The 23,436-nt window shown below is 53.2% G+C and carries 17 protein-coding genes; 10 read left to right on the top strand and 7 right to left on the bottom strand.

The window, feature by feature from the left end; all coding sequences use genetic code 11:
- Positions 1 to 126 precede the first annotated feature (126 nt).
- Positions 127 to 768: a peptide-methionine (S)-S-oxide reductase MsrA gene (gene msrA / locus DDT52_RS04680; protein WP_425591534.1), complete on the bottom strand. Its 642-nt coding sequence runs from the start codon at positions 766 to 768 to the stop codon at positions 127 to 129.
- A 426-nt stretch (positions 769 to 1,194) separates the two neighbouring features.
- Here msrA and tamA point away from each other — a divergent pair, with 426 nt between their 5' ends.
- The 3 genes from tamA to DDT52_RS04665 are packed head-to-tail and all read left to right on the top strand — an operon-like array spanning position 1,195 to position 7,276.
- Positions 1,195 to 2,922 carry an autotransporter assembly complex protein TamA gene (gene tamA, locus DDT52_RS04675; RefSeq protein WP_247595489.1) on the top strand — a complete coding sequence of 576 codons (1,728 nt, stop codon included), beginning with the start codon at positions 1,195 to 1,197 and terminating at the stop codon, positions 2,920 to 2,922.
- On the top strand, positions 2,919 to 6,926 hold the full coding sequence (gene tamB / locus DDT52_RS04670; RefSeq protein WP_136155339.1) for an autotransporter assembly complex protein TamB: 4,008 nt from the start codon (positions 2,919 to 2,921) through the stop codon (positions 6,924 to 6,926). The genes tamA and tamB overlap by 4 nt, the downstream gene beginning before the upstream one ends.
- A gap of 2 nt (positions 6,927 to 6,928) precedes the next feature.
- Positions 6,929 to 7,276, top strand: coding sequence for a gamma-glutamylcyclotransferase family protein (locus tag DDT52_RS04665; protein ID WP_109052599.1), 348 nt, complete (start codon positions 6,929 to 6,931; stop codon positions 7,274 to 7,276).
- Between the two features lie 189 nt (positions 7,277 to 7,465).
- Here DDT52_RS04665 and ppa read toward each other — a convergent pair whose 3' ends face one another.
- A complete protein-coding gene (gene ppa, locus DDT52_RS04660; protein ID WP_136155338.1) occupies positions 7,466 to 7,996 on the bottom strand; it encodes an inorganic diphosphatase in 531 nt (176 codons plus the stop codon).
- A gap of 111 nt (positions 7,997 to 8,107) precedes the next feature.
- The gene (plsY, locus tag DDT52_RS04655) at positions 8,108 to 8,737 is read right to left on the bottom strand and encodes a glycerol-3-phosphate 1-O-acyltransferase PlsY (protein ID WP_136155337.1); all 630 of its coding nucleotides are present in this window, start codon (positions 8,735 to 8,737) and stop codon (positions 8,108 to 8,110) included.
- Between the two features lie 107 nt (positions 8,738 to 8,844).
- Here plsY and folB point away from each other — a divergent pair, with 107 nt between their 5' ends.
- Together folB and bacA are read left to right on the top strand one after the other, a co-directional pair.
- The gene (folB, locus tag DDT52_RS04650; protein ID WP_109052602.1) at positions 8,845 to 9,198 is read left to right on the top strand and encodes a bifunctional dihydroneopterin aldolase/7,8-dihydroneopterin epimerase; all 354 of its coding nucleotides are present in this window, start codon (positions 8,845 to 8,847) and stop codon (positions 9,196 to 9,198) included.
- Positions 9,199 to 9,489: 291 nt separating this feature from the next.
- The gene (gene bacA / locus DDT52_RS04645; RefSeq protein WP_136155336.1) at positions 9,490 to 10,308 is read left to right on the top strand and encodes an undecaprenyl-diphosphate phosphatase; all 819 of its coding nucleotides are present in this window, start codon (positions 9,490 to 9,492) and stop codon (positions 10,306 to 10,308) included.
- Between the two features lie 50 nt (positions 10,309 to 10,358).
- On the opposite strand, the gene DDT52_RS04640 is transcribed toward bacA, so the two are convergent.
- On the bottom strand, positions 10,359 to 11,606 hold the full coding sequence (locus DDT52_RS04640) for a multifunctional CCA addition/repair protein (RefSeq protein ID WP_136155335.1): 1,248 nt from the start codon (positions 11,604 to 11,606) through the stop codon (positions 10,359 to 10,361).
- Between the two features lie 130 nt (positions 11,607 to 11,736).
- Positions 11,737 to 12,357 (bottom strand): TIGR04211 family SH3 domain-containing protein, encoded by a 621-nt coding sequence (locus DDT52_RS04635; protein ID WP_109052605.1) that lies wholly within the window; start codon positions 12,355 to 12,357, stop codon positions 11,737 to 11,739.
- A gap of 359 nt (positions 12,358 to 12,716) precedes the next feature.
- Between DDT52_RS04635 and DDT52_RS04630 the strand changes: the two genes are divergently transcribed.
- The 5 genes from DDT52_RS04630 to DDT52_RS04610 are packed head-to-tail and all read left to right on the top strand — an operon-like array spanning position 12,717 to position 20,755.
- Positions 12,717 to 14,051: a CYTH domain-containing protein gene (locus tag DDT52_RS04630; protein ID WP_136155334.1), complete on the top strand. Its 1,335-nt coding sequence runs from the start codon at positions 12,717 to 12,719 to the stop codon at positions 14,049 to 14,051.
- A gap of 55 nt (positions 14,052 to 14,106) precedes the next feature.
- Complete coding sequence (glnE, locus tag DDT52_RS04625; RefSeq protein ID WP_136155333.1) at positions 14,107 to 16,959, top strand: bifunctional [glutamate--ammonia ligase]-adenylyl-L-tyrosine phosphorylase/[glutamate--ammonia-ligase] adenylyltransferase; 2,853 nt, start codon at positions 14,107 to 14,109, stop codon at positions 16,957 to 16,959.
- 49 nt (positions 16,960 to 17,008) lie between these two features.
- Positions 17,009 to 18,442, top strand: a complete 1,434-nt coding sequence (gene hldE, locus DDT52_RS04620; protein ID WP_136155332.1) for a bifunctional D-glycero-beta-D-manno-heptose-7-phosphate kinase/D-glycero-beta-D-manno-heptose 1-phosphate adenylyltransferase HldE — start codon at positions 17,009 to 17,011, stop codon at positions 18,440 to 18,442.
- A 29-nt stretch (positions 18,443 to 18,471) separates the two neighbouring features.
- Positions 18,472 to 20,526, top strand: coding sequence for an NAD-dependent DNA ligase LigA (gene ligA, locus DDT52_RS04615; protein WP_168709732.1), 2,055 nt, complete (start codon positions 18,472 to 18,474; stop codon positions 20,524 to 20,526).
- Positions 20,527 to 20,530: 4 nt separating this feature from the next.
- The gene (locus DDT52_RS04610; protein ID WP_136155331.1) at positions 20,531 to 20,755 is read left to right on the top strand and encodes a DUF3820 family protein; all 225 of its coding nucleotides are present in this window, start codon (positions 20,531 to 20,533) and stop codon (positions 20,753 to 20,755) included.
- A 66-nt stretch (positions 20,756 to 20,821) separates the two neighbouring features.
- Here the strand turns inward: DDT52_RS04610 and DDT52_RS04605 are convergent, their stop codons facing one another.
- Both DDT52_RS04605 and DDT52_RS04600 read right to left on the bottom strand, forming a co-directional pair.
- The gene (locus DDT52_RS04605; RefSeq protein WP_136155330.1) at positions 20,822 to 21,178 is read right to left on the bottom strand and encodes a FlxA-like family protein; all 357 of its coding nucleotides are present in this window, start codon (positions 21,176 to 21,178) and stop codon (positions 20,822 to 20,824) included.
- A gap of 210 nt (positions 21,179 to 21,388) precedes the next feature.
- Entirely contained in the window at positions 21,389 to 22,924 is a 1,536-nt protein-coding gene (locus tag DDT52_RS04600; protein ID WP_168709731.1) for a methyl-accepting chemotaxis protein, read from the bottom strand.
- Positions 22,925 to 23,436 lie beyond the last annotated feature (512 nt).

Below are 23,436 nucleotides of genomic sequence, written 5' to 3'. Positions count from 1 at the left end.
CCAAATTATTTAAATTAAATATATCCATCATCTTTCAAGATGCCGGCGAGTTGGTTTTCCGGCAGCTTGAAATCTATTGGTATAACGTGCGCAGTATAACAGGAGTGGTGAAAGTACCGCCAGAGATCAGCGTTGAGGCGGCAGGCAAACCCCGATACCGCCTAATCCGCAGTAGCCGTCGGGATTTTTGTACAGATATTGCTGATGCTCGTCCTCGGCATAGTAGAAAGGACCCGCAGGCGCGATTTCGGTACTGATGGTCCGGTTATCGCCACTCGCTTTCATTGCCTGCTGGAATTGCCGGTAACTTTCCTGAGCGGCCTCTTCTTGTTCTGGCGTCAGCGTATAAATACCCGAGCGATACTGGGTGCCGATATCTCCTCCCTGCCGCATTCCCTGGGCGGGATCGTGGTTTTCCCAGAATAGCGTCAGTAGCTGGGGGTAGCTGATTACCGCTGGATCGAAAACCACCCGCACCGCTTCAGCGTGATCGGTTTTTCCACTGCAAACCTCCCGATAAGTCGGATTAGGCGTGTAGCCACCGGTATAGCCCGCCGCGGTGCTGTAGACACCGGGCTGCTGCCAGAACAGACGCTCGACTCCCCAGAAACACCCCATGGCAAAAAGGGCGACATCCATATTATCTGGAACATGCGTCATTGAGTGTTCGTTGACCGCATGCAGTCTGGCGACTGGCATCGGTGTTGTTCGTCCAGGCAAGGCGTCAGAGGATTTTATTCGCAACGTTTTATCGGCATGAAATGTCACTTTGTCAGCTCCCGGTATAGCGGTAGATATCATGGTATCTGGATAATGTCGTGTTTAGAGCATAACTGAGAAGTTTTGCGCTGTCTTTATAAGCCGGGGGTGTTTAATGTTAAGGTAGTGTTTACCTATAATGCTGCATTTTAATGTTTGCAGGTTTAAATCTATTTTTAAGGGAAAATACCAGCATTTATCGCTAACCTTAATAGGCCATGCCATGTCTACCGTTGCTGGCGGCGGGTTTCATTCTCTGGTCAGTGCGGTCGAACGCGGTGATAAAACCGATGCTAAAGCGGCGATGTTATAAAAGTCATGCTATAGATTTGGTGTGACAGATTGATGTAATCAGGGAGCTAAGTGACCATTCTTACAGGACAAAAACACAGCCTTTCTGGCTTTGGTGTGCCACGGTATCGTACCTTCGGCCTATTGTGCGCATTCGGTTTATTGGGCGTATTGCTATTTGCACCGGCGACTTACGCCGCCAATGTCCGTTTACAGGTAACGGGACTGGAAGGCGCGCTGCAAAAAAATGTGCGGGCGCGCTTATCCACCATTGCGGTTGATGAAGTTAACGCCGATGGGCGCTTTCGTGCCAGGGTTGATGAGGCGATTCGTCAGGGACTGCGGGCATTAGGCTATTACGATCCACAAATCGCCTTTGAATTCAGACCTGCGGTCAACGGTGGACGGCCGGTTCTGATTGCCAGCGTGGCCCCCGGCGAACCGGTCAGGATAGCCGAAGTGAATGTAGATTTGCGCGGCGGCGCTCGCGACGATAGCGATTATCAACAGCGGCTGCGGGACGATCTCCCGGCGATCGGTTCGGTATTGAACCACGGTGATTATGATAGCTTTAAAAGCGGGCTGAATAATCTCTCCCTGCGTAAAGGGTATTTTGATGCTCGTTTTCAGCGCAGCCAACTGGGGATTATGCGCGAAGAGAGAAAGGCATTCTGGGACATCGACTATGACAGTGGTGAACGTTACCGCTTTGGGGCGGTGAAGTTTCAGGGTGCGCAAATCCGCGACGATTATCTGCAAAATCTGGTGCCATTCCACACTGGCGACCCTTACAGTAGTGAAGAACTGGGCGAATTAAATCGCCGTCTGTCCGCGACGGGCTGGTTCAATTCCGTGGTGGTTTCGCCTGATTTTGAACAATCGAAAACGACCAAGATCCTGCCACTGGAAGCGGTCGTCACGCCGCGAACCCGTAATCAGGTGGAAACCGGGGTAGGATATGCGACAGATGTGGGACCTCGCTTTAAAACGACCTGGAATAAACCCTGGCTCAACTCACGCGGCCATAGCCTCTCGAGCAGTCTGAGCGTTTCGGCGCCGGAACAGTCGCTCGATCTGAGTTACAAAATCCCGTTATTGAAGAACCCGTTGGAACAGTATTACCTGTTACAGGGCGGCTTTAAGCGGGAAGACCTTAATGACACGCAATCCGATTCAACCACGCTGAATGTGGCGCGCTACTGGGATCTCTCCAGCGGCTGGCAGCGGGCGATCAACATGCGCTGGAGCCTTGACCACTTTACGCAGGGGAGCGTGACCGATACCACCATGTTGCTTTATCCCGGCGTTAGCATTAATCGAACCCGCCAGCGCGGCGGGCTGATGCCGGTATGGGGTGACACTCAGCGCTATTCGATCGATGTTTCCGACACCCTGTGGGGATCGGATATTGATTTCGTGGTTTTTCAGGCACAAAACGTCTGGATCAGAACGCTGGCGGAGAAACACCGCTTTGTTGCCCGTGGCAATCTGGGGTGGATTGAAACCAATAGCTTTTCCCGCGTTCCCCCTTCGCTGCGTTTCTTCGCGGGCGGCGATCGTAGTATTCGCGGCTATAAATACAAATCGGTTTCACCGCGGGACAGCGACGGCAAACTGACCGGGGCGTCCAAACTGGCGACCGGATCGCTGGAGTATCAGTACAACGTGACCGGAAAATGGTGGGGCGCCGTGTTTGTCGATTCCGGCGAAGCGGTGAATGACATCAAGCAAAACGATTTCAAAACGGGGGCCGGTATCGGTGTTCGCTGGTCATCCCCGATTGGCCCGGTAAAGTTCGATATTGCCACGCCTGTAGGCGATCCTGAAAAACATGGCGTGCAGTTCTATATCGCGTTGGGGCCTGAATTATGACAGAGATGAAAGAGAATAAACCCTCGACACAAGATGACGCTTCAACACGCGAAGTGAGCAAAAAGAAAAGTGGAAAGTGGCTTAAAAAACTGGGCATCGGCATTAGTGCTTTCCTGTTGTTAATCCTGATCTCGCTGGCCTTGCTGGTAGGGACAACGCCGGGTTTGCACCTGTTGTTGAACGGTGCGGCGCGTTTTGTTCCGGGTCTGGATATTGCGAATGTCAGCGGCGGCTGGCGCGATTTGACGCTCAGTCAGGTCAGCTATCAGATGCCGGGCGTAACGGTGAAAGCGGGGACGTTCCATTTATCGCTGGCGCCTGGCTGTTTGCGAAAAAGCCAGATTTGCATTAACGACCTGTCGGCAAAAGATGTGGACGTGGTGGTAGATACCGCGGCGCTCCCTGCGACAGAAGAGCCGGCCGCGCCCAGTGAGCCACTGACGGAATTGTCCACGCCGTTCCCTATTTCGCTCAATCGGCTGACGCTGGATAACGTGAAGGTGACCGTGGATGACACGGCCATTTCGCTGGGATCGTTCCGCACGGGCATGCAGTGGAAAGAACGGGCGTTCACGCTGTTGCCAACCCAAATCAGCGCGCTTTTGATCGCATTACCGAAGACGCCGGTTGATGTGCTGGAAGATGGAAAAGTGACGGCGGCCGAAGTCGCCGCAGCGGTGAAGGAAACGGCTGCAACGGTACGCGAATCGGTTGAGAATGGAACCTCGCAAACCATTCAGATTGATAAAACCCTTCCGGGTGCGCCGGCCCAGCCGGCGGATAAGTCAGCCAGTCAGGAACCGACGCCGCCGGAACAACCGTTGGGTGAGCGCCTGACGGAACTGTTCTCCAAACCGCTTCTGCCGGATTTACCGCAGTTCACATTGCCGCTGGATTTGAATATTCCAGAAATCCACGGGGAACAGCTGCGACTGACGGGCGATCAGGACATTCTGATTTCTGACCTGATGATTCAGGCTTCAACGCAAAATCAGCATCTGCGTCTGGATCGGCTGGTGGTTCAATCGCCACAGGGCGGACTCAATGTGCGGGGCGAGGCGACGCTCAGCGAAAATTGGCCGGTATCACTGTCGGCAAATAGCGTACTGAATATTGATCCGCTGAAGGGCGAAAAACTCAAGCTGACGGTAGACGGCGGGTTGCGCGAACAGCTTAACGTGGCCCTGAATCTGTCTGGTCCGCAGCGTGCGCAGTTAACGATGCAGACCGAACTGGCGGAAGTGGGATTACCCCTGGCGCTGACGCTGGAAAGCGGACAGGTTCGTTGGCCGCTGACGGGGGAAGCGCAATATCAGGCAAATGATGTGCGTTTGCGATTCAACGGTAAAGCGACGGACTATGCGCTGTCGTTACGCAGTGACATTCGTGGAACGGATTTGCCTCCGGCTACGTTGCTGCTGGACGGTAAAGGCAATGTGCAGCAATTCAATCTGACCCGCCTGCGTATAGCGGCATTGCAGGGGAATGCCGATCTGAGCGCGGTGGTGGACTGGAGCAAAGCCATCAGCTGGCGCAGCGAGCTGCTGATCAGCGGCATTAATACCGTCAAGCAGTGGCCTGAGTGGCCTGCCAAAGTGGACGGTAAGATTACCACTCGCGGCAGCGTTTATGGCGGGAGTTGGCAGCTACAGGTGCCGGAACTGCATCTGGATGGCAATGTGAAGGAGAACAAGCTGACAGCCAGAGGCGAACTGCGCGGGAACGCGGCCGGCCAGTGGCAAATACCGGGGCTGAATCTGGCTCTGGGACGTAACCAGCTGAATATCAAAGGTGATTTGAACGATAAGTGGCAACTGGATGCTGACATCAATGCGCCCTCGTTGACCGGCATGCTGCCCGGCCTCGCCGGTCGGGCGTTGGGAACCCTGAAGCTGCGCGGCGATTTGGGGGAACCGCAGATTCTGGCGGATATCACGGCGTCGGGGCTGCGCTGGCAGGCGATGACCATTAGCCAGATAAAGATCGATGGCGACATCCGTTCAGAACCATCGTCTTCCGATTCATCGTCCTCAACGCAACAGATTGCGGGCAAACTTGCGGTTCGGCTTGAACAGCTGCGTCAGGATAGCCTGAACATCGGTTTGCTGACGTTGAATGCCGAAGGCAACGAGAAACAGCATCAGCTGCGTTTGAATCTCCAGGGAGAACCGGTTTCCGGCCAATTGGCCCTGTCTGGCAGTTTCGATCGTCAGGCGCAGCGCTGGCACGGCTCACTGAGCAATACCCGGTTTGATACCCCGGTTGGCGAATGGCGGTTGACACAGGAAATCGCGCTGGATTATCAGAATGAACCGCAAAAAGTCAGCATCGGCACGCACTGCTGGCGCAACCCGAATGCGGAACTCTGTGTACCGAAAACCATTGAAGCCGGGCCGAGCGGTCAGGCCAGCATCCGCCTGAACCGCTTTGATTTGGCGATGATTAAGCCGTTCCTGGGTACGGATACGGTGTTGTCAGGAACATTTAGCGGCGGCGCAGATGTCAGTTGGCAGGCCGATCAGGGGCTGCCGCAGGCGAAAATCACTCTGGTGGGAAACAATATTAGCGTGCGTCAGCAGGTGCAAGGGAACACGCTGCCTGTGGCGTTTGACACCTTTACGCTGAATGCCGGTCTCGACCGTGGACGTGCGCAGCTCGGCTGGCTGATGGCCATTCGGGATAACGGACGGTTCAGTGGTGATGTTCAGGTAACCGACCCGCAGGGAAGACGTAATCTTGGCGGGACTATCACCATTGACAATATTTCTCTGGCGCTGCTTAACCCGGTTTTGCAAAAAGGGGAAAAAGTGGAAGGGCTGCTGAATGCGAATCTGCGCCTGGCCGGAAATGCAGAACGGCCTCAGATATTGGGTCCAATGGTATTGGAAAAACTGGATATTGATGGGAGTTGGATGCCGATTGATCTCACCACGGGCCGGTTGGCGGTGAGTTTTAACGGCATGTCTTCCACCTTGCAGGGATTTCTGAAAACCGATAACGGACAGTTGAACCTGGGCGGTAACGCGGACTGGTCGCAGCCAGACGCCTGGCGGGCGCGTATTGCGGCAAAAGGCCAGCGGTTGCGGGTAACGGTGCCGCCGATGGTGCGTCTTGATGTTTCGCCGGATATCGTATTTGAGGCAACGCCGCAGCTGTTCGCACTGAACGGCTCGGTCAGTATCCCCTGGGCGCGTATCGTGGTTAAGGATATGCCGGAAAGTGCGGTGGACGTTTCGTCAGATGAAGTGCTGCTGGATGCGCAACGCCAGCCATTGGAGCAGGCTTCCACATCTATCCCCATTAACAGCAATCTGATTATCCGTATCGGAAATGATGTGCGGCTGGATGCTTTCGGTCTGATCGCCCGTTTGCAGGGCGACCTGAAAATGGTTCAGGATGAGCGGGGACTGGGCTTAAACGGCCAGATAGATATCCCTTCCGGCCGCTTCAAGGCTTACGGGCAGGATCTGATTGTCCGTAAAGGTCTGATACAGTTCTCCGGTCCGCCGGATCAACCTATGCTGAACATTGAGGCGATCCGTAATCCTGACAATACTGAAAATGACGTGACGGCGGGCGTCCGGGTTACCGGCATGGCAAGCGCGCCGAAAATCGAAGTTTTCTCCGATCCTGCGATGTCGCAGCAGGAAGCCTTGTCCTACCTGCTCCGCGGGCAAGGTCTGGATAGCAGCGGCGCGGATAGTTCTGCCATGACATCGATGTTGGTTGGTTTAGGGGTTGCACAAAGTGGTCAAGTTGTGGGTAAAATCGGCGAGGCTTTTGGCGTAAGTAATTTAGCTCTGGATACACAGGGCGTTGGCGACAATTCTCAGGTTGTGGTCAGCGGTTACGTTCTTCCTGGCCTGCAAGTCAAATATGGCGTGGGTATATTTGATTCTTTGGCAACGTTAACGTTGCGTTACCGTTTAATGCCAAAGCTATACTTGGAAGCGGTGTCTGGGGTTAGCCAGGCATTAGATGTGCTCTATCAGTTTGAGTTTTAGCGATGCGAATTATTGTCTACGGCAGTTTACGGCGCAAACAGGGAAATAGTCACTGGATGACCAACGCCCAATGGTTGGGAGATTGTCAGCTCGTCGGGTACGAGCTGTATAATCTCGGCCATTATCCGGCGGTGGTTGCCGGTGATGGGGAGATTCATTGCGAGGTGTATCGCATCAGTTCATCAATATTGACAGAGCTTGATGCGTTAAAGCGAGACGGCCACGAGTACCAGCGTGAGCTGATCCCGACCCCTTTGGGGAGCGCCTGGATCTATCTTTATAAGCATTCGGTGGAAGGATTACCGCGTATCACCAGCGGGGACTGGCTGAAACGCGATGAAGAACCCTGAAACGCCATATCGTGATGGTTCGAAGGGGGACGGGCAGGGATAGCCCGTCATAAAAAAACGCAGGAACGTTTTTCAACGTCGCTTGCGGCGCGGCCTGTCATAAAAAAACACCGCGCAAGGCGGTGTTTTTGACGGCGGATAACGGATGTTCTCTGCCGTTATTCCCGACAGCGCGGGGGATCAATCAGCTTACTTGTTCTTGGCGCGTTCGAAGGAGGCGACGATTTCTGCTTTGGCCGCTTCGGCGTTATCCCAGCCTTCAACTTTAACCCACTTGCCTTTTTCCAGATCTTTGTAATGTTCAAAGAAGTGGCCGATCTGCGCGCGCAGCAGTTCCGGCAGATCGTTAACGTCTTTAATGTGATCGTATTCTTTGGTCAGTTTGCTGTGCGGGACGGCAACCAGTTTGGCATCTTCGCCTGCTTCGTCAGTCATTTTCAATACGCCGACTGGACGGCAGCGAATCACTGAACCCGGCTGTAACGGATACGGAGTCGGTACCAATACGTCAACCGGGTCACCATCCAGAGACAGGGTGTGGTTGATGTAACCATAGTTGCACGGGTAGAACATGGCGGTAGACATGAAACGGTCTACAAACAGAGCGCCGGTGTTTTTATCAATCTCGTATTTGATCGGATCAGCATTAGCTGGGATTTCAATAACTACGTAAATATCTTCCGGAAGATCTTTGCCCGCCGGGACATTGTTCAGACTCATGTCGGTTTCCTTCTCTCTTCAAACCTGAAATGGAGTGGCGGTCATTATAGCCAAATCACGCCCAATGTCCCCATTTTTAGGTGACTACCGGCTGGCGATACCGCCTCTTCTTCATTCGTCTTTTTTGTCGGCATCGGATTTCTTTTTCTTGCCGAGCTTATTCCAGATTTTCCCTTCCTGCCCGCGCCACAGGCGCTGAATGTTGTCATGATGGCGCATTAAAATCAGACAGGACAGCATTGCGACAGGAAAAGTGAACTGCGGTTTAAACCACCAGACGTAGAATGGGGCAATCAGCGCGCTGATGATGGCCCCGAGGGATGAGTAGCCGCTCAGCAGAACGGTAAGTAACCAGGTTCCGGTCATCAGACCGGTCAGATCCCAACCGATAGGCGCAATGGCGCCGAAGGCAGTGGCAACCCCTTTTCCACCGCGAAAGCGAAAAAAGATCGGATAGATATGTCCCAGACAGGCCGCGATAGCGGTCAGACCAAGATATAGCGGGGGAATGCCCAGCGCGTAAGCCATCCAGACGGGCAACATGCCTTTCAGCACATCAAAAACCAGTACGGCGGCAGCGGCAGCTTTACTACCGATACGCAGAACGTTGGTGGCCCCAGGATTTCCCGAACCATGTTCGCGCGGATCCGGCAGCCCTGCGATTCGGCACACCAGAATCGCACTGGAAATCGAGCCACACAGATACGCGATTAACATCATACCAAGCGCGGTTGCACTCATAACGCAGTTCCGTTTAATAGGAGTCGTTTTACTCTTCGCATCTGTGGATAATACGCATATTCCGTCGGAAGTGGTATCCGACAACGACAAAAACAGAGAACGACGTGATGGATATCGTATTTATTGAGGAACTTACCGTCATAACCACCATTGGTGTTTACGACTGGGAACAGACCATTCAGCAGAAGCTGGTGTTCGATATCGAAATGGGATGGGATAATCGCCGGGCGGCGGCCAGCGATGATGTTAACGACTGCCTGAGCTATGCCGAGGTCAGTGAGGCCGTGATTGAGCACGTCGCCGGGCAACGTTTCGCGCTGGTGGAACGGGTTGCTGAAGAGGTGGCGCAGATCCTGATGCAGCGTTTCCCGATCCCCTGGTTACGTATCAAGGTCGGTAAGCCGGGTGCGGTAGCGCAGGCGCGTCAGGTCGGGGTGATTATCGAGCGCGGTACGCGATGATATCCCAATAGATTTATGGCGGGCTACTCTGCCCGTCTCCGGGTGCAATTTGCAGATGGCGGGTATAAATCTGATTTGACTTAATTAATACTGATTTACGTGCAACTAAACGGTAACCTGAAAGGTCTATAACGTTTATACCCGTCATGCTCCAGGCGGGAATATAGCGGCTCGCTCAGCAGCGTAGCCGCTTTTTTATGACGGGCCGTCGCAAGCGACGTTGAAAATTGCGTTGCCGTTTTTTATGGGTTGTGTTTTTCATTGTTTACAACAAGAGTCAAGGGATTTTAGATGGCAGACCTGCATTCGTTGTTCATCGCGTTTATTCTTGGGGTGGTTGAAGGGTTGACCGAGTTTCTACCCGTTTCTTCGACTGGGCACATGATTATTGTTGGTCACTGGTTAGGTTTCGCTGACGAGAAAGCCAAAACCTTCGAAGTTATTATTCAGTTGGGATCTATTCTTGCGGTTGTCGTGGTGTTCTGGCGTCGGTTATTCGGGCTTATCGGGATTCATTTCGGCCAGGTTCCGCATGAAGGGCAAACTTCCGGCCGCTTGAAGCTGACCCATATTCTGTTGGCCATGATCCCGGCCGTGGTGCTTGGTCTGGTTTTCCATACAGTCATCAAAACATTATTTACCCCCCCAAATGTGATGTATGCGTTGGTCGTCGGGGGCTTCCTGCTGTTGGCTGCGGAATGGTTAAAACCGAAACAGCCGCGGTCAGTCGGGTTGGATGATATTACGCATCGTCAGGCATTCATGATCGGCTGCTTTCAGTGTCTGGCGTTGTGGCCTGGGTTTTCCCGTTCAGGCGCGACCATTTCCGGCGGCATGCTGATGGGCGTTAGCCGCTACGCCGCATCAGAGTTCTCTTTCATTTTGGCGGTGCCCATGATGATGGGCGCGACCGTTCTGGATTTCTATAAAAGCTGGCATTTCCTGTCGCTGGCGGATCTGCCGATGTTTGCGGTTGGCTTTGTGACGGCGTTTGTGGTCGCGTTGATCGCGATTAAAACCTTCCTGCAAATTATTAAACGCATCTCTTTCGTCCCGTTCGCTATTTACCGTTTTATTGTGGCGGCGGTGGTGTACATGGTGTTTATGTAAGCCTGAACGGATGAGATAACAGGCCACCAGCGTGCGTGGCCTTTTGCCGGTTATGCCGTAGGGGAGGCGTGGTCCTGCTGTTGCGTTTTCCACTGTTCCAGCGCGTTAGTCCGACGACGAGACAACTCGTTGCGAACCTCAATTCCCTGATAACCGTCGGCGACGACGTCCGCGCTGGTGACACGACTGACCACCCGAAACGCGTCACGCAGATAATCTCCCTGCGGATAGGGGCTCTCTTCAAAGCCGGTTCGGCCTCTGGCATCCGCCTCGCTGGCGATCGCCAGCTGTCCCAGACGCTGTGGCTTGCGCCAGACGTCAATAGCGTCAAACAGTTTCATCAACGTTTTGGGCTGTAGTATCTGGACGGTATGAATCAGATCGTGGTATTCCGCCACCAGCTTTGCCAGATCCCGTATGTGGTTAGGCACGCGCAGGCGTTGGCACAGCGACTCAACCAGTTGAACGCCGGCGGGGCCGTGGCCGTGATGCCGGGGCCATAATTCTGGCGGGGTCAGGCCTTTTCCCAGATCGTGGCACAGTGTGGCAAAACGGACGTCGATATCCGGGCTGAGGCGGGCGGCCATCGCCAGCGTCATCAGGGTATGAATACCGGTATCAATTTCCGGATGCCATTTGGCCGGTGCCGGGATGCCATAAAGTTTATCGATTTCGGGGAACAACACTGCAAGGGCTCCACAGTCGCGCAACACCTGAAAGTACACCTGCGGCGAACGGGTGCCGAGCGCTTTTTCGGTTTCTTTCCAGACGCGTTCAGGCGTCAGATAGGCCAGTTCTCCTTCCCGGGTCATTCTTTGCATCAGCGCCATGGTTTCTTCCGCAATCTGAAAGCCAAGAGAGGCGAAGCGGGCGGCGAAACGGGCGACGCGCAGAACCCTTAACGGATCTTCGCTGAAGGCGTCGGAAACGTGGCGGAGCAGGCGATTGTCCAAATCGCGACGGCCATGGTAAGGGTCAACCAGCTCCCCTTGTTCGGTTTGGGCGATGGCGTTAATCGTCAGATCCCGGCGCAGCAGGTCTTGCTCCAGCGTGACGTCTGGCTCGGCGTGGCAGACGAAACCGGTGTAGCCTTGACCCGATTTTCTCTCGGTACGTGCCAGTGCGTACTCGTCACGGCTGACAGGATGCAGAAAGACCGGAAAATCCTTTCCTACCTGTTGATAGCCTTGTGCCAGTAATTGTTCCGGCGTGGCACCGACAACCACCCAATCTTTCTCGGTGACGGGTAAATTAAGCAGGCTGTCCCGGACAGCACCGCCGACAAGATAAATATTCAATGCCGGGCTCCTGAAGTAGCGCATGATATTCACTACATATTAACATCTTTGATTCACATTATTGCCTGCACGTAAAAATGCCTGCGTATGCAGGCATGATTGATTAAGCGGCGTTTGGGCGGCGATGGTTTTATCCCATCCAGCGATCGTTCTTTTTTCTGCGCGGGAGAATATGCGGCAGCAACAGGCCCAGTAACAGACCCGCTCCGGCAACCCCGCCGCCGTACATGAACCATTGCAGAATGATCGTGCGCTGTTTGTCATCAAGCTGAACATTGGCGGCGCTGACTTTTTTCTGGGCAACGATCAGCTGATTTTTCAAATCCTGATTTTCGTTACGTAGCCCATTGATAATTTCGTCGCTGGCCGCCACTTTTTGCTGCATCTCGGTCGTGCGCTGATTCCAGCTCTGGTCAATATTATTCAGTTTATCGGTCAGGTCTTTAACCTGATTTTCCAGTTCAGGTACGCGCGTACGCAGGCTGGGGGTTTCGCTTAGCTGATCGAGCGGGATCCAACTGGTGCGGTTTTTGTCATCGCGAATTTGGGCGTAACCCGCCCCTTCATTGACGCTGAGTACGGTGACCTGATCGCCGGCGTTCAGTGTGCCGACGATGCGATATTGGTTACCCGGGCCACTGTGTATGTAGGTCAGTAACTCATCGGAAACATAGCGTTTTTCTTCAGCATGAGCAGTCCAACTCAGCGTGAAGGTCATCAAGGTAAAACAAATTAGGCATAATTTCTGCATAAGATCATCATGTTGCGTGAATTGTGGGCTGATAGTAGAGGCTTAAGTCTGACGAGGCAATAATTAAACCGAAATGAGAACTATCTTACTCTTGGGTCGACCGCGGCCCGGTAAGCCGGAATACCGCGTTTTTACTGGTTTTTTTCGGTAGTCAGGATTGAAATGCCAGCCTGACGGCGGGTAAGAAATGCGCGCCTGTTCGCAGGTGAAAAAGAGAGAGTGCCGTAACAGTGGCAAGCTGAAGTAAAATGTTATTTACTGGCGTAATTGGCGCTGACCCGGTGTTACCCCCTTCATCTTTTCAGTTGCAGGCGTGTTGGCTTCCTGCATCCTGGAATCTATTGGGCATAGTAAATGTTATGAGTGAAGAAATAGAACTGAAGTTTATCGTTCACCCTGACAGCGTTGATTCGCTGCTGAAACAGCTGACTGACTGGCAGAATGAGTACAGCCAGAGTGAACATCTGCGGGCCCATCGGCTGACGAATACCTATTATGAAACGGCTGACAATTATCTGCGTCAGAATGGGATTGGTCTGCGGATTCGTGGCGAGAATGAACGCTATGAAATGACGGTGAAAACTGCCGGTAAAGTGGTCGGCGGATTGCATCAGCATCCGGAATACAATGTGGCGCTGGAAAAAGCAGAACTGGATCTCAGCCTGTTGCCTGCGGATATCTGGCCGGAAAATTGTGATGTGACGGCATTGCAGCAGTCGCTTGCCCCTCTGTTCAGTACAGACTTTACGCGCGAAAAGTGGGTGATCACTTACTACCAGAGCATTATTGAAATCGCCTTTGACCGTGGAGAGATTCGTTCGGGCGAACTGAGTGAACCGCTTTGCGAACTGGAGATGGAACTCAAAATCGGGCAGACGACACACCTGCTGGAACTGGCGAAGGAAATTGCTGATTTTGGGGGATTGCGGCAGGGAAGTCTCAGCAAGGCCGCACGGGGATATCATCTTGCCAAAGGGAATCCGGCGCGTGAGTGTCGTCCTGTCACGGTGCTGGCGCTAGAGCCCAAGACCAATATCGATCAGGCGATCAATGCAGCGCTGGAGTATGCGTTGGCGCATTGGCAATATCATGAAGAGCTCTGGGTCAGAGGCGATGCCGCCGCGCGCGAGGCGTTGCCGCAGGCCAGCGCGCTGATTCGCGAGATGCTGGTGCTGGTTGGCGGGCTCGTTTCCCGTAAGGTAACGACGCTTTTCCGGGCCGCGCTGACCAATCTGGAGGCGAAAATTGAGGAGCAGGGCGATGCGGAAACACTGTGCTACAGCGTGGAGTATCTGCAAAGTAAGCTGGTGCTCACTTCCTGGTTGATCAATGCGGGCTGGCGCGCCTATATGGATAACAAAGATCGTATCCGGTTGCAGGGCTCCTATAAACGTTTTGCCGATATTATGCTGAGCCGAAGCGCCGCCGACCTGCGGAGTACGTTCAACAACACGTTGAGCGAAGTGCAATACGAGCAGCAATTGCCCCGGCTGCATCGCAATATTTCGGCCTTTTATCTGCTGTCGGGCGCTTATCCGACAGAACAGGTGGAAGAATATATCGAACGCTGGCGGGCACTGATTCGCTCAATTGAGCAGTTTACCGTCGACCACTCGCCGTCACCCTATCTGGAAACCTGCCGCAAACAAGCTCTGGCCCAATCACCATTCTGGTTACACAGTGCCGGGAATTAATTGTTAATTGCGTTCACCCGCCAATGATGGTGGGTGGCATACCAAGGGAATCACCATGTCGACACTTCCTTTGCCATCATTACCTGCACTATTGGCGGAACAGTCTCAACGGGTTTTATTACGCTTACGGGAAACGCTCCCCGATCTTGCTCCCGCCGCAGAGTGCGATCTGGCGGTCCTGGCGTTAAGCGATTTTGTCGGCGACGCCCTGACGATGCATCCCGACTGGTGGCAGGCGCTCCATCAGCAACCACCGCAGCCAGAGGAATGGCGGCACTACCCCGATTGGTTGAATACGGCGCTGGCGGAGGTCAATGATGAAGCGGCGCTGATGAACGTGCTGCGCCAGTTCCGCCGCCGGATTCTGGTACGGATTGCCTGGTCACAGATACTTAGCACCAGTACAACCGAGCAAACCCTCAAGCAGCTTAGCGAACTGGCGGAAACGTTGATTGTTGCCGCCAGAAACTGGCTGTATCAGGCATGTTGCCGTGAATGGGGAACCCCTTGTAATGCTCAGGGCGTTCCTCAACCCTTGTTGATCCTCGGCATGGGGAAACTGGGCGGGGGTGAACTGAATTTCTCTTCTGATATCGACCTGATTTTTGCCTACCCTGAAAACGGCCAAACGCACGGAGGGCGGCGTGAGCTGGATAACGCCCAGTTCTTTACCCGATTGGGACAGCGGTTGATTAAAGTGCTGGATCAGCCAACGGTGGATGGTTTTGTCTATCGCGTTGACATGCGTTTGCGTCCTTTTGGCGACAGTGGGCCGCTGGTGCTCAGTTTTGCAGCCATGGAAGATTATTATCAGGAACAGGGGCGTGACTGGGAACGCTACGCTATGGTCAAGGCACGCCTGCTGGGGGGAATGGATGACGCCTACAGCCAGGAGTTGCGCAGCACCCTGAAGCCTTTTGTTTTCCGGCGCTACATTGATTTCAGCGTGATCCAGTCGTTACGGAACATGAAGGGTATGATTGCCCGTGAAGTCCGCCGCCGGGATTTACGGAACAACATCAAATTAGGGGCCGGCGGCATTCGTGAAATTGAATTTATCACCCAGGTCTTTCAACTGATTCGCGGCGGTCGCGAACCCGGCCTACAGCAGCGTGCGCTGCTTCCTACACTTCAGCATATTGGCGTGCTGGGGCTGTTAGGCCCTGAGCAAGTGATTGCGCTCAGCGAGTCTTATCTGTTTTTGCGTCGTCTGGAAAATTTGTTGCAGGCGATTGCCGATGAGCAAACCCAAACCTTGCCCGATGATGAACTGAACCAGCAGCGGCTGGCGTGGGGAATGGGATGTAACGATTGGACCGCGTTGCAGGAGACATTATCGCGGCATATGCAGGCGGTGCGCGGTGTTTTCAATGACTTGATCGGTGACGATGCGTCGGATAGCAATGATATTCCCGATTATGGCAGCTATAGCAGCCTGTGGCAGGATACATTGGACGATAGCGATCTGGCGCTGCTAACGCCGCATTTGACCGAGCCGGTACGGGAGAAATTACTGCATGAGATCATCGGGTTTCGTCAGGACGTCGCGAAGCGGACGATCGGCCCGCGGGGTCGGGATGTCCTGGATCAACTGATGCCGAATCTGTTGGCGGAAGTGTGCGCCCGTCAGGAAGCCGATACCATTCTGTCACGGCTGACCCCGCTCTTGCTGGGGATCATGACGCGTACCACCTATCTGGAATTGTTACTCGAGTCGCGCGCCGCGCTGGCCCAGCTGATTCGGCTGTGTGCCGCCTCACCCATGGTGGCCAGCCAGTTGGCCCGCTATCCCTTACTGCTGGATGAACTGCTCGATTCTGCGACGCTGTACCAACCGATCGCGCCGGATGCGTATTCCGACGAATTGCGTCAGTACCTGATGCGAGTACCCGAAGAGGATGAAGAGCAGCAGTTGGAGGCGGTGCGCCAGTTTAAACAAGCGCAGCAGTTGCGCATTGCTGCCGGGGATATTGCGGGCGTGCTCCCCGTAATGAAAGTGAGCGATCACTTAACCTATCTGGCTGAAGCCATCATTGCTGCCGTCGTGCAACAGGCATGGGGACAAATGGTGGCTCGCTATGGTCAGCCTTCACATCTGCAACAGCGTGAAGGCCGCGGCTTTGCGGTTATCGCCTACGGAAAATTGGGCGGTTGGGAGCTTGGCTACAGTTCAGATCTTGATTTGGTTTTTCTGCTTGATTGTCCGGCCGATGTGATGACGGATGGTGAGCGCAGTATTGATGGCCGCCAATTTTATCTGCGTCTGGCTCAGCGTGTGATGCACCTGTTCAGTACGCGGACGTCATCTGGCATTTTGTATGAAGTGGATGCCCGCCTACGGCCATCGGGCGCGGCCGGCATGCTGGTCAGTACCGTTGAAGCGTTTGATGAGTACCAGCGTAACGAGGCCTGGACCTGGGAACATCAGGCTTTGGTGCGGGCGCGTATGGTTTATGGTGAATCAGGCGTACAGCAGCAGTTTGAATCTATTCGGCGCGCGATCCTTTGTCGGGAACGTGACGCGGACGCCTTACGTACGGAAGTCCGTGAAATGCGCGAAAAAATGCGTCAACACCTGGCTAACAAAGACAGTTCACTGTTTGATCTGAAGACGGATGCCGGCGGCATTACCGATATTGAGTTTATCGTACAATATCTGGTGCTGCGTTATGCCGCACACGAACCGCGCCTCACCCGCTGGTCGGATAACGTCCGCATTCTGGACTTGATGGCGCAGTATGGCGTGATGGAGGAGAGCGAAGCGAGCGCGCTCAAACTGGCCTATGTCACACTGCGCAATGAGCTGCACCATCTGGCATTACAGGAATTATCGGGCCGGGTCAGTCAGAACCGATTCGTTGCCGAACGACAGCTGGTACAACAGAGCTGGAATAAGTGGTTAGGCTGAGGCTGTGATATTATCACGCGCAATATGCGAAATAATTTTGGAGTATGGGATGAAAGTTACGCTGCCTGACTTCCGCCAAGCGGGGGTGTTAGTGGTTGGTGATGTGATGTTGGATCGTTACTGGTACGGGCCAACCAGTCGGATTTCCCCCGAAGCCCCGGTGCCGGTGGTCAAGGTCGACACGATAGAAGAACGTCCCGGCGGGGCGGCAAACGTGGCGATGAATATCGCATCGCTGGGCGCCGGTTCGCGTCTGGTCGGTTTGACGGGGATCGATGACGCTGCACGAGCGCTAAGTGCGAAACTCGGTGAGGTTAACGTGAAGTGTGATTTTGTGTCCGTGCCGACGCATCCGACGATCACCAAACTGCGTGTTCTGTCTCGTAATCAACAGCTTATTCGCCTGGATTTTGAAGAAGGGTTTGATGGCGTTGACCCACAGCCGATGATTGAACGTATTCAGCAGGCACTGCCCAATATTGGCGCGCTGGTACTGTCCGACTATGCAAAAGGGGCGTTGGTTCATGTCCAGAGCATGATCCAGACCGCGAAGGCCGCCGGCGTACCCGTTTTGATCGATCCCAAAGGAACCGATTTTTCACGCTACCGTGGCGCGACATTGCTGACGCCGAACCTGTCCGAGTTTGAAGCCGTCGCGGGTCGTTGTCAGAATGAAGATGAATTGGTATCCCGTGGTATGAAGTTAGTGGCTGACTATGAACTGTCAGCGCTGCTGATCACCCGTTCAGAACAGGGAATGACCTTGTTGCAGCCGGACAAAGCGCCTTTGCATTTACCGACGCAAGCGCAGGAAGTGTATGACGTGACCGGGGCGGGGGATACGGTGATCGGGGTTCTGGCGGCGTCGCTGTCAGCGGGCAATTCGCTGGAGGAAGCCTGTTTTCTGGCCAACGCCGCCGCGGGGGTTGTGGTCGGTAAGCTGGGGACGTCTACGGTGACGCCGATTGAGCTGGAAAATGCGATTCGCGGCCGTGCTGAAACAGGTTTTGGCGTGATGAGCGAGCAGCAGTTGAAGGATGCGGTTGCGCTGGCGCGCCAGCGTGGCGAAAAGATTGTCATGACGAATGGGTGTTTCGATATTCTTCATGCGGGGCACGTTTCCTACTTATCGAATGCCCGCAGGCTTGGCGATCGGCTGATTGTTGCGGTAAACAGCGATGCTTCGACACAGCGTCTGAAAGGGCCGACCCGTCCGGTGAATCCGCTGCCTCAGCGCATGATCGTGCTGGGTGCGCTGGAAGCCGTGGATTGGGTGGTGGCGTTCGAGGAAGACACGCCGCAGCGTCTGATTGCCGAAGTGCTGCCAGACGTACTGGTGAAAGGCGGTGATTATCAACCGCATCAGATTGCCGGCAGCGAAGAAGTATGGGCCAACGGTGGAGAGGTTAAGATCCTGAATTTTGAGGATGGGTGCTCCACAACCAACATCATTAATCGTATCAAAGCGGGTGAGTCTGAATAACCGATGATGTCGCGTCATTAAAAACAGGTATGAAACCATTGAATGTAGAGTCAGTCGAAATGCGTGAAGCCACATTGCGCGTCGCAGAACTGCGCGCGTTGTTGCGCCATCATGAATACAAATATCACGTCGAAGATGCGCCGGAAATTCCTGATGCGGAGTATGACCGCCTCATGCAGGAACTGAAGGCGCTGGAAGCGGCCTATCCGCAGTTGGTGACAACCGATTCACCGACTCAGCGCGTAGGGGCCGCGCCGTTGGCCGCTTTCGAGCAGGTGCGGCATGAAGTACCGATGTTATCACTGGATAACGTCTTTGATGAAGACAGCTATCTGGCGTTTAGTAAGCGTATTGGCGACCGGTTGAAAAATGCCGAGGATCTGACGTTCTGCTGTGAGCTGAAGCTGGACGGCCTGGCGGTGAGTCTGCTGTACGAAGAGGGCGTTTTGGTTCGTGCCGCGACGCGCGGAGATGGCACCACCGGAGAAAACATCACCAGTAACATTCGTACGATTGGCGCCATTCCGCTGCGTCTTCAGGGTGAAAACATCCCGCAACGACTGGAAGTGCGCGGTGAAGTGTTCATGAAACATAGCGGCTTCGAGAAACTGAATGAGGAAGCGCGGCGTACCGGCGGTAAAGTGTTCGCCAATCCTCGTAATGCCGCCGCTGGATCGTTGCGTCAGCTCGATCCCCGAATTACGGCCAGGCGCCCGCTGACCTTTTTCTGTTACGGCGTTGGTCTGCTGGAGGGCGGCGAGTTGCCGGCCAGCCACTGGGAACGTCTGATGCAGTTTAAACAGTGGGGATTGCCGGTCAGCGATCGTATCAAACTTTGTACCGGCAGCGCGGAAGTTCTCGCTTTCTATCATCAGGTTGAACAGACCCGCGGTTCGCTGGGGTTCGATATTGATGGTGTGGTGATCAAGGTTGACGATCTGGCGTTGCAGGAGCGTCTGGGCTTTGTTGCTAAAGCGCCACGCTGGGCCGTGGCCTTCAAATTTCCAGCCCAGGAACAGTTGACCTGGATACGTGATGTCGAATTTCAGGTTGGGCGTACCGGGGCGATAACGCCGGTTGCCCGTCTTGAACCTGTCGCGGTGGCTGGGGTGATGGTCAGTAATGCGACGCTGCATAATGCCGATGAAATCGAACGCCTCGGATTACAGATTGGCGATCGCGTCATTGTCCGCCGTGCGGGGGATGTCATTCCGCAGATTGTGGGCGTGGTGGAATCTGAACGGCCGGAGGATACCCGGCCGATTGAATTTCCCACTCACTGTCCTGTGTGTCATTCCGACGTGGAGCGTGTGGAGGGCGAAGCCGTTACGCGTTGTACCGGCGGGCTGATCTGTGGTGCGCAGCGCAAAGAGTCGCTGAAGCATTTTGTTTCCCGTCGTGCGCTGGATGTGGATGGCATGGGCGACAAAATTATCGATCAACTGGTGGAAAAACAGTATGTCGAAACGCCGGCCGATCTGTTTCGACTCAGTGCGGGCATCTTGACCGGCCTCGATCGTATGGGACCGAAGTCCGCACAGAATCTGGTTAATGCATTGCAAAAAGCGAAAAGCACCACGCTGGCGCGATTCCTGTACGCGCTGGGGATTCGTGATGTCGGTGAAGCGACGGCGGCCAACCTGGCGGCACACTTTGGCTCGCTTGAGGCATTATTTGCCGCAGACGAAGAAGCATTGCTTGAAGTGGCTGATGTGGGGAAAGTGGTCGCCGCTCATGTGCGTCACTTCCTCGATGAAGATCACAATCGGAAAGTGATCGGCGAGTTGACCGATCCCGAGGGGATCAACGTTCACTGGCCGGCTCCGGTGGTGGTGAAGGCCGAAGAGATCGATAGTCCGTTTGCAGGGAAAACGCTGGTACTGACCGGCTCATTGAGTATCCTGTCCCGTGATGAAGCCAAAGATCGTCTAACGACACTGGGGGCAAAAGTCAGCGGCAGCGTCTCGAAAAAAACCGATATGGTGATTGCCGGCGAAGCCGCGGGATCGAAACTGGCTAAGGCACAAGAGCTGGGTATTCCGGTGATTGATGAAGCCGAAATGATTCGCCTGCTGGGGGCATAAACAGATGGAAAAAGAGGATCTGCTTGAGATTGCCAATACGCCGATGCCTTTTGGTAAATATCAGGGGCGTTCTCTGATTGATCTGCCGGAAGAATACCTGCTGTGGTTTGCCCGCAAAGGGGAGTTTCCGAAAGGCCGTTTAGGCGAGCTGATGCAATTAACGCTGGCGATAAAAATAGAAGGGTTGCAGGGGCTGGTGAAGCCACTGAAACATAAAAATAAGGCATAACTTTACATTATGCCTTGTGCCCTAACTGATTCGGGTTGCTGTATGACGGGTATATGTCGATATGGTTTAGATGTAAACGTTAATCTGGTTTTCTTCGGTCGGGCGATTAACGCCGTCAGCCTGAGATTTTGTCCCGAAATCAGCAGCAACCGTATCCTCGGCTGATTTTTGCGCCTGAGCGCTTTGCTGGGCCTGCTGGGCTTCAAGCTGAGCGATCTGCGCTTCAATGGTTTGAATCTGAGCCTGCAACATTTGGCTCTGTGTGGCCGCCGTTTCTGAGTCTCCAGATGAACTGGATACACTTTTGAGTTGTTCCGTCAATTTTTCCAGTTGCTGATTTAATTGGCTAATCTTCTGCGTATAGCTTTGTGAGCTAACTGCTGATGATGTTGTTGATGATGAAACCGCACTGATGGTGGACATTTTCCCTCCTGATAAAGATCACACAAGGTGTGATCTTTATTATCGGCTAATATCCATTTCGCTTTGTTAAGGTTTTGCCTGGTAACGCGAAGGGTTGCCGCCATTTATTCATAACAGATGTAACAGAAAGTGTATTTTTTAGCCCTTGCCGTGCGCCCGCTTTTTTATCAGTCTTATATGCGACGGCGTTACATGCAAAATGTCTGACGTTTAACTGCCATAGACATTAATCGCGCTATTCAACCGCATTGCCTGACGGTTTAACCCTTCGGCCGCTTCGGTGGATTGCATCACCATATCGGTGTTGCGTTGCGTCATTTCCTCTATCTGAGCAATAGAGGTGTTGATTAATTCCAGTGCGGACGTCTGCTCATGGGTGGCATTGCTGATTTCCTTGAGCATGGTGGCAACCTGTAGGACTTCATTCACCATGTCATTGATATGTTTACCTGCATTCTCAACCATCACGCTGCCTGAGTTGACGCTTGCCACGTTGGCATCAATCAGGGTTTTGATCTCTTTTGCGGCAGAGGCGGAATGCTGCGCCAGATTGCGGACTTCCGAAGCGACCACGGCAAACCCTCGTCCCTGTACCCCGGCGCGCGCGGCTTCTACTGCGGCATTCAGCGCCAGGATATTGGTCTGGAACGCAATGCTGTCAATAACGCCGATAATGTCGACAATCTTGTTACTGGCGCTGGAAATGGAATCCATCATTCCGATGGTTTCCTTCATGATCTCGCCGCCTTTCAATGCCGTATTACTCGCCAGTTCAGCCATTTGTGTGGCCTGTGTGGTGGTATGCGAACTTTGCTGAACCGCAACGGTAATCTGCTCAATGGCGGCCGCCGTCTGTTGCAGATTGGCGGAGGTTTCTTCGGTACGGGTATTCAGCGCAATATTGTTTCCCGCCAGTTTGTGGCTGACACCCGTCATGCCTTGTATCTGTGTACCAACATCGTCAACCAGCGAGTGCAGGTTAAGCCCGAACTGATTGATCGCACGAAGCAGCAGACCGATTTCATCGACCCGGTTCAGGTGCATATGTTTCACTTTACGGCCGGAAACCACATGCTGTGCCTGTTTCAGAATCATTTTCAGTGGGTTGGCGATTTGTTTTTGCAAGAACAGATCAAGAAGCGCAATGAGAGGGAGAGTAAAGGCGGCTAACCACAGCGGGTTAACGCCATTAAGCGCCAGCGCCGCGGGGAAAATGCCCGCGATCAGGATCGCCAGCCGCAGTCGCCAGCGGACGGAGAGTTTCTGAAATAGCGACAGCGGTGAAAACAGGCCGGTTCTGACAACCAGTCCTTTGTAAAATTTACGATGTTTAACCTGTTTTTTCTGTACGGCCGCATAGAGTGATTCGGCAAATTTTATTTCATCTGCCGCGGGTGTGTTACGAACGGAGATATAACCTGTCAGTTGATCCTGGTGATAAACCGGAGTGACATTGGCTCTTACCCAATAATGGTCGCCATTATTGCGCCTGTTTTTCACCAGGCCTGTCCAACTGTCACCTTGTTGTAATGTAAACCACATATCTGAAAATGCTTCGGTAGGCATATCCGGGTGGCGCACAATGTTATGTGGTTGATTAATTAATTGATCTTCAGAAAATCCACTGACTTTGATAAATGCGGAATTGGCGTAGGTGATATGACTTTGAATATCTGTCGTGGACATTAATGTCGTATCCATATCTAACAGATACTCCTGCTGTGTAACAGGTGTATTCAACCTCATTGGGAACCCCGGTAGTTTTTTATTGCTGTTTAAATTAATCAATATATTCAAGTGGGTACGCTGATTTCTTTTTTGAGCTTTTTGCATCTGTACATCAAAAATTAACGGCATGCACGGTTTTATGGTGAGCGTTTTTTTCATTGCGAACAGGATGCCGGCTCTTATTGGGTGAGCGACGATAAATCCTTCTTTTTGAGAATCATTTACCGAATACAATCACACGGTTATCAGTATAGGTAAATCTATGATGATGGGGATCTTCTGTCAATTAATTCATTTTATTATAAATAAATCATTGGTAGAAAATAATTATTAAAAGAAGTAATTGTAAATGACCGGTAAGCGCTAAATGGCTTTGCGTCAGGTACTGAAAGATATTTTGTTTGTTAAATTATATTGAGTAATATTTGGCTTTTTAGTCAAGATTGTTACTGATTATGGTTTTTTCTACTGCCGTTTTTAATGGTTAATGGATATTAAGTTAACTTCCGGTCAAAAAATGGGTTATTGAA

Source organism: Brenneria roseae subsp. roseae (assembly GCF_003115845.1).
GTDB classification, from domain to species: domain Bacteria; phylum Pseudomonadota; class Gammaproteobacteria; order Enterobacterales; family Enterobacteriaceae; genus Brenneria; species Brenneria roseae.
Note: the sequence above shows the minus strand (reverse complement) of the source record. Positions and strands in the feature narration are given on the sequence as shown.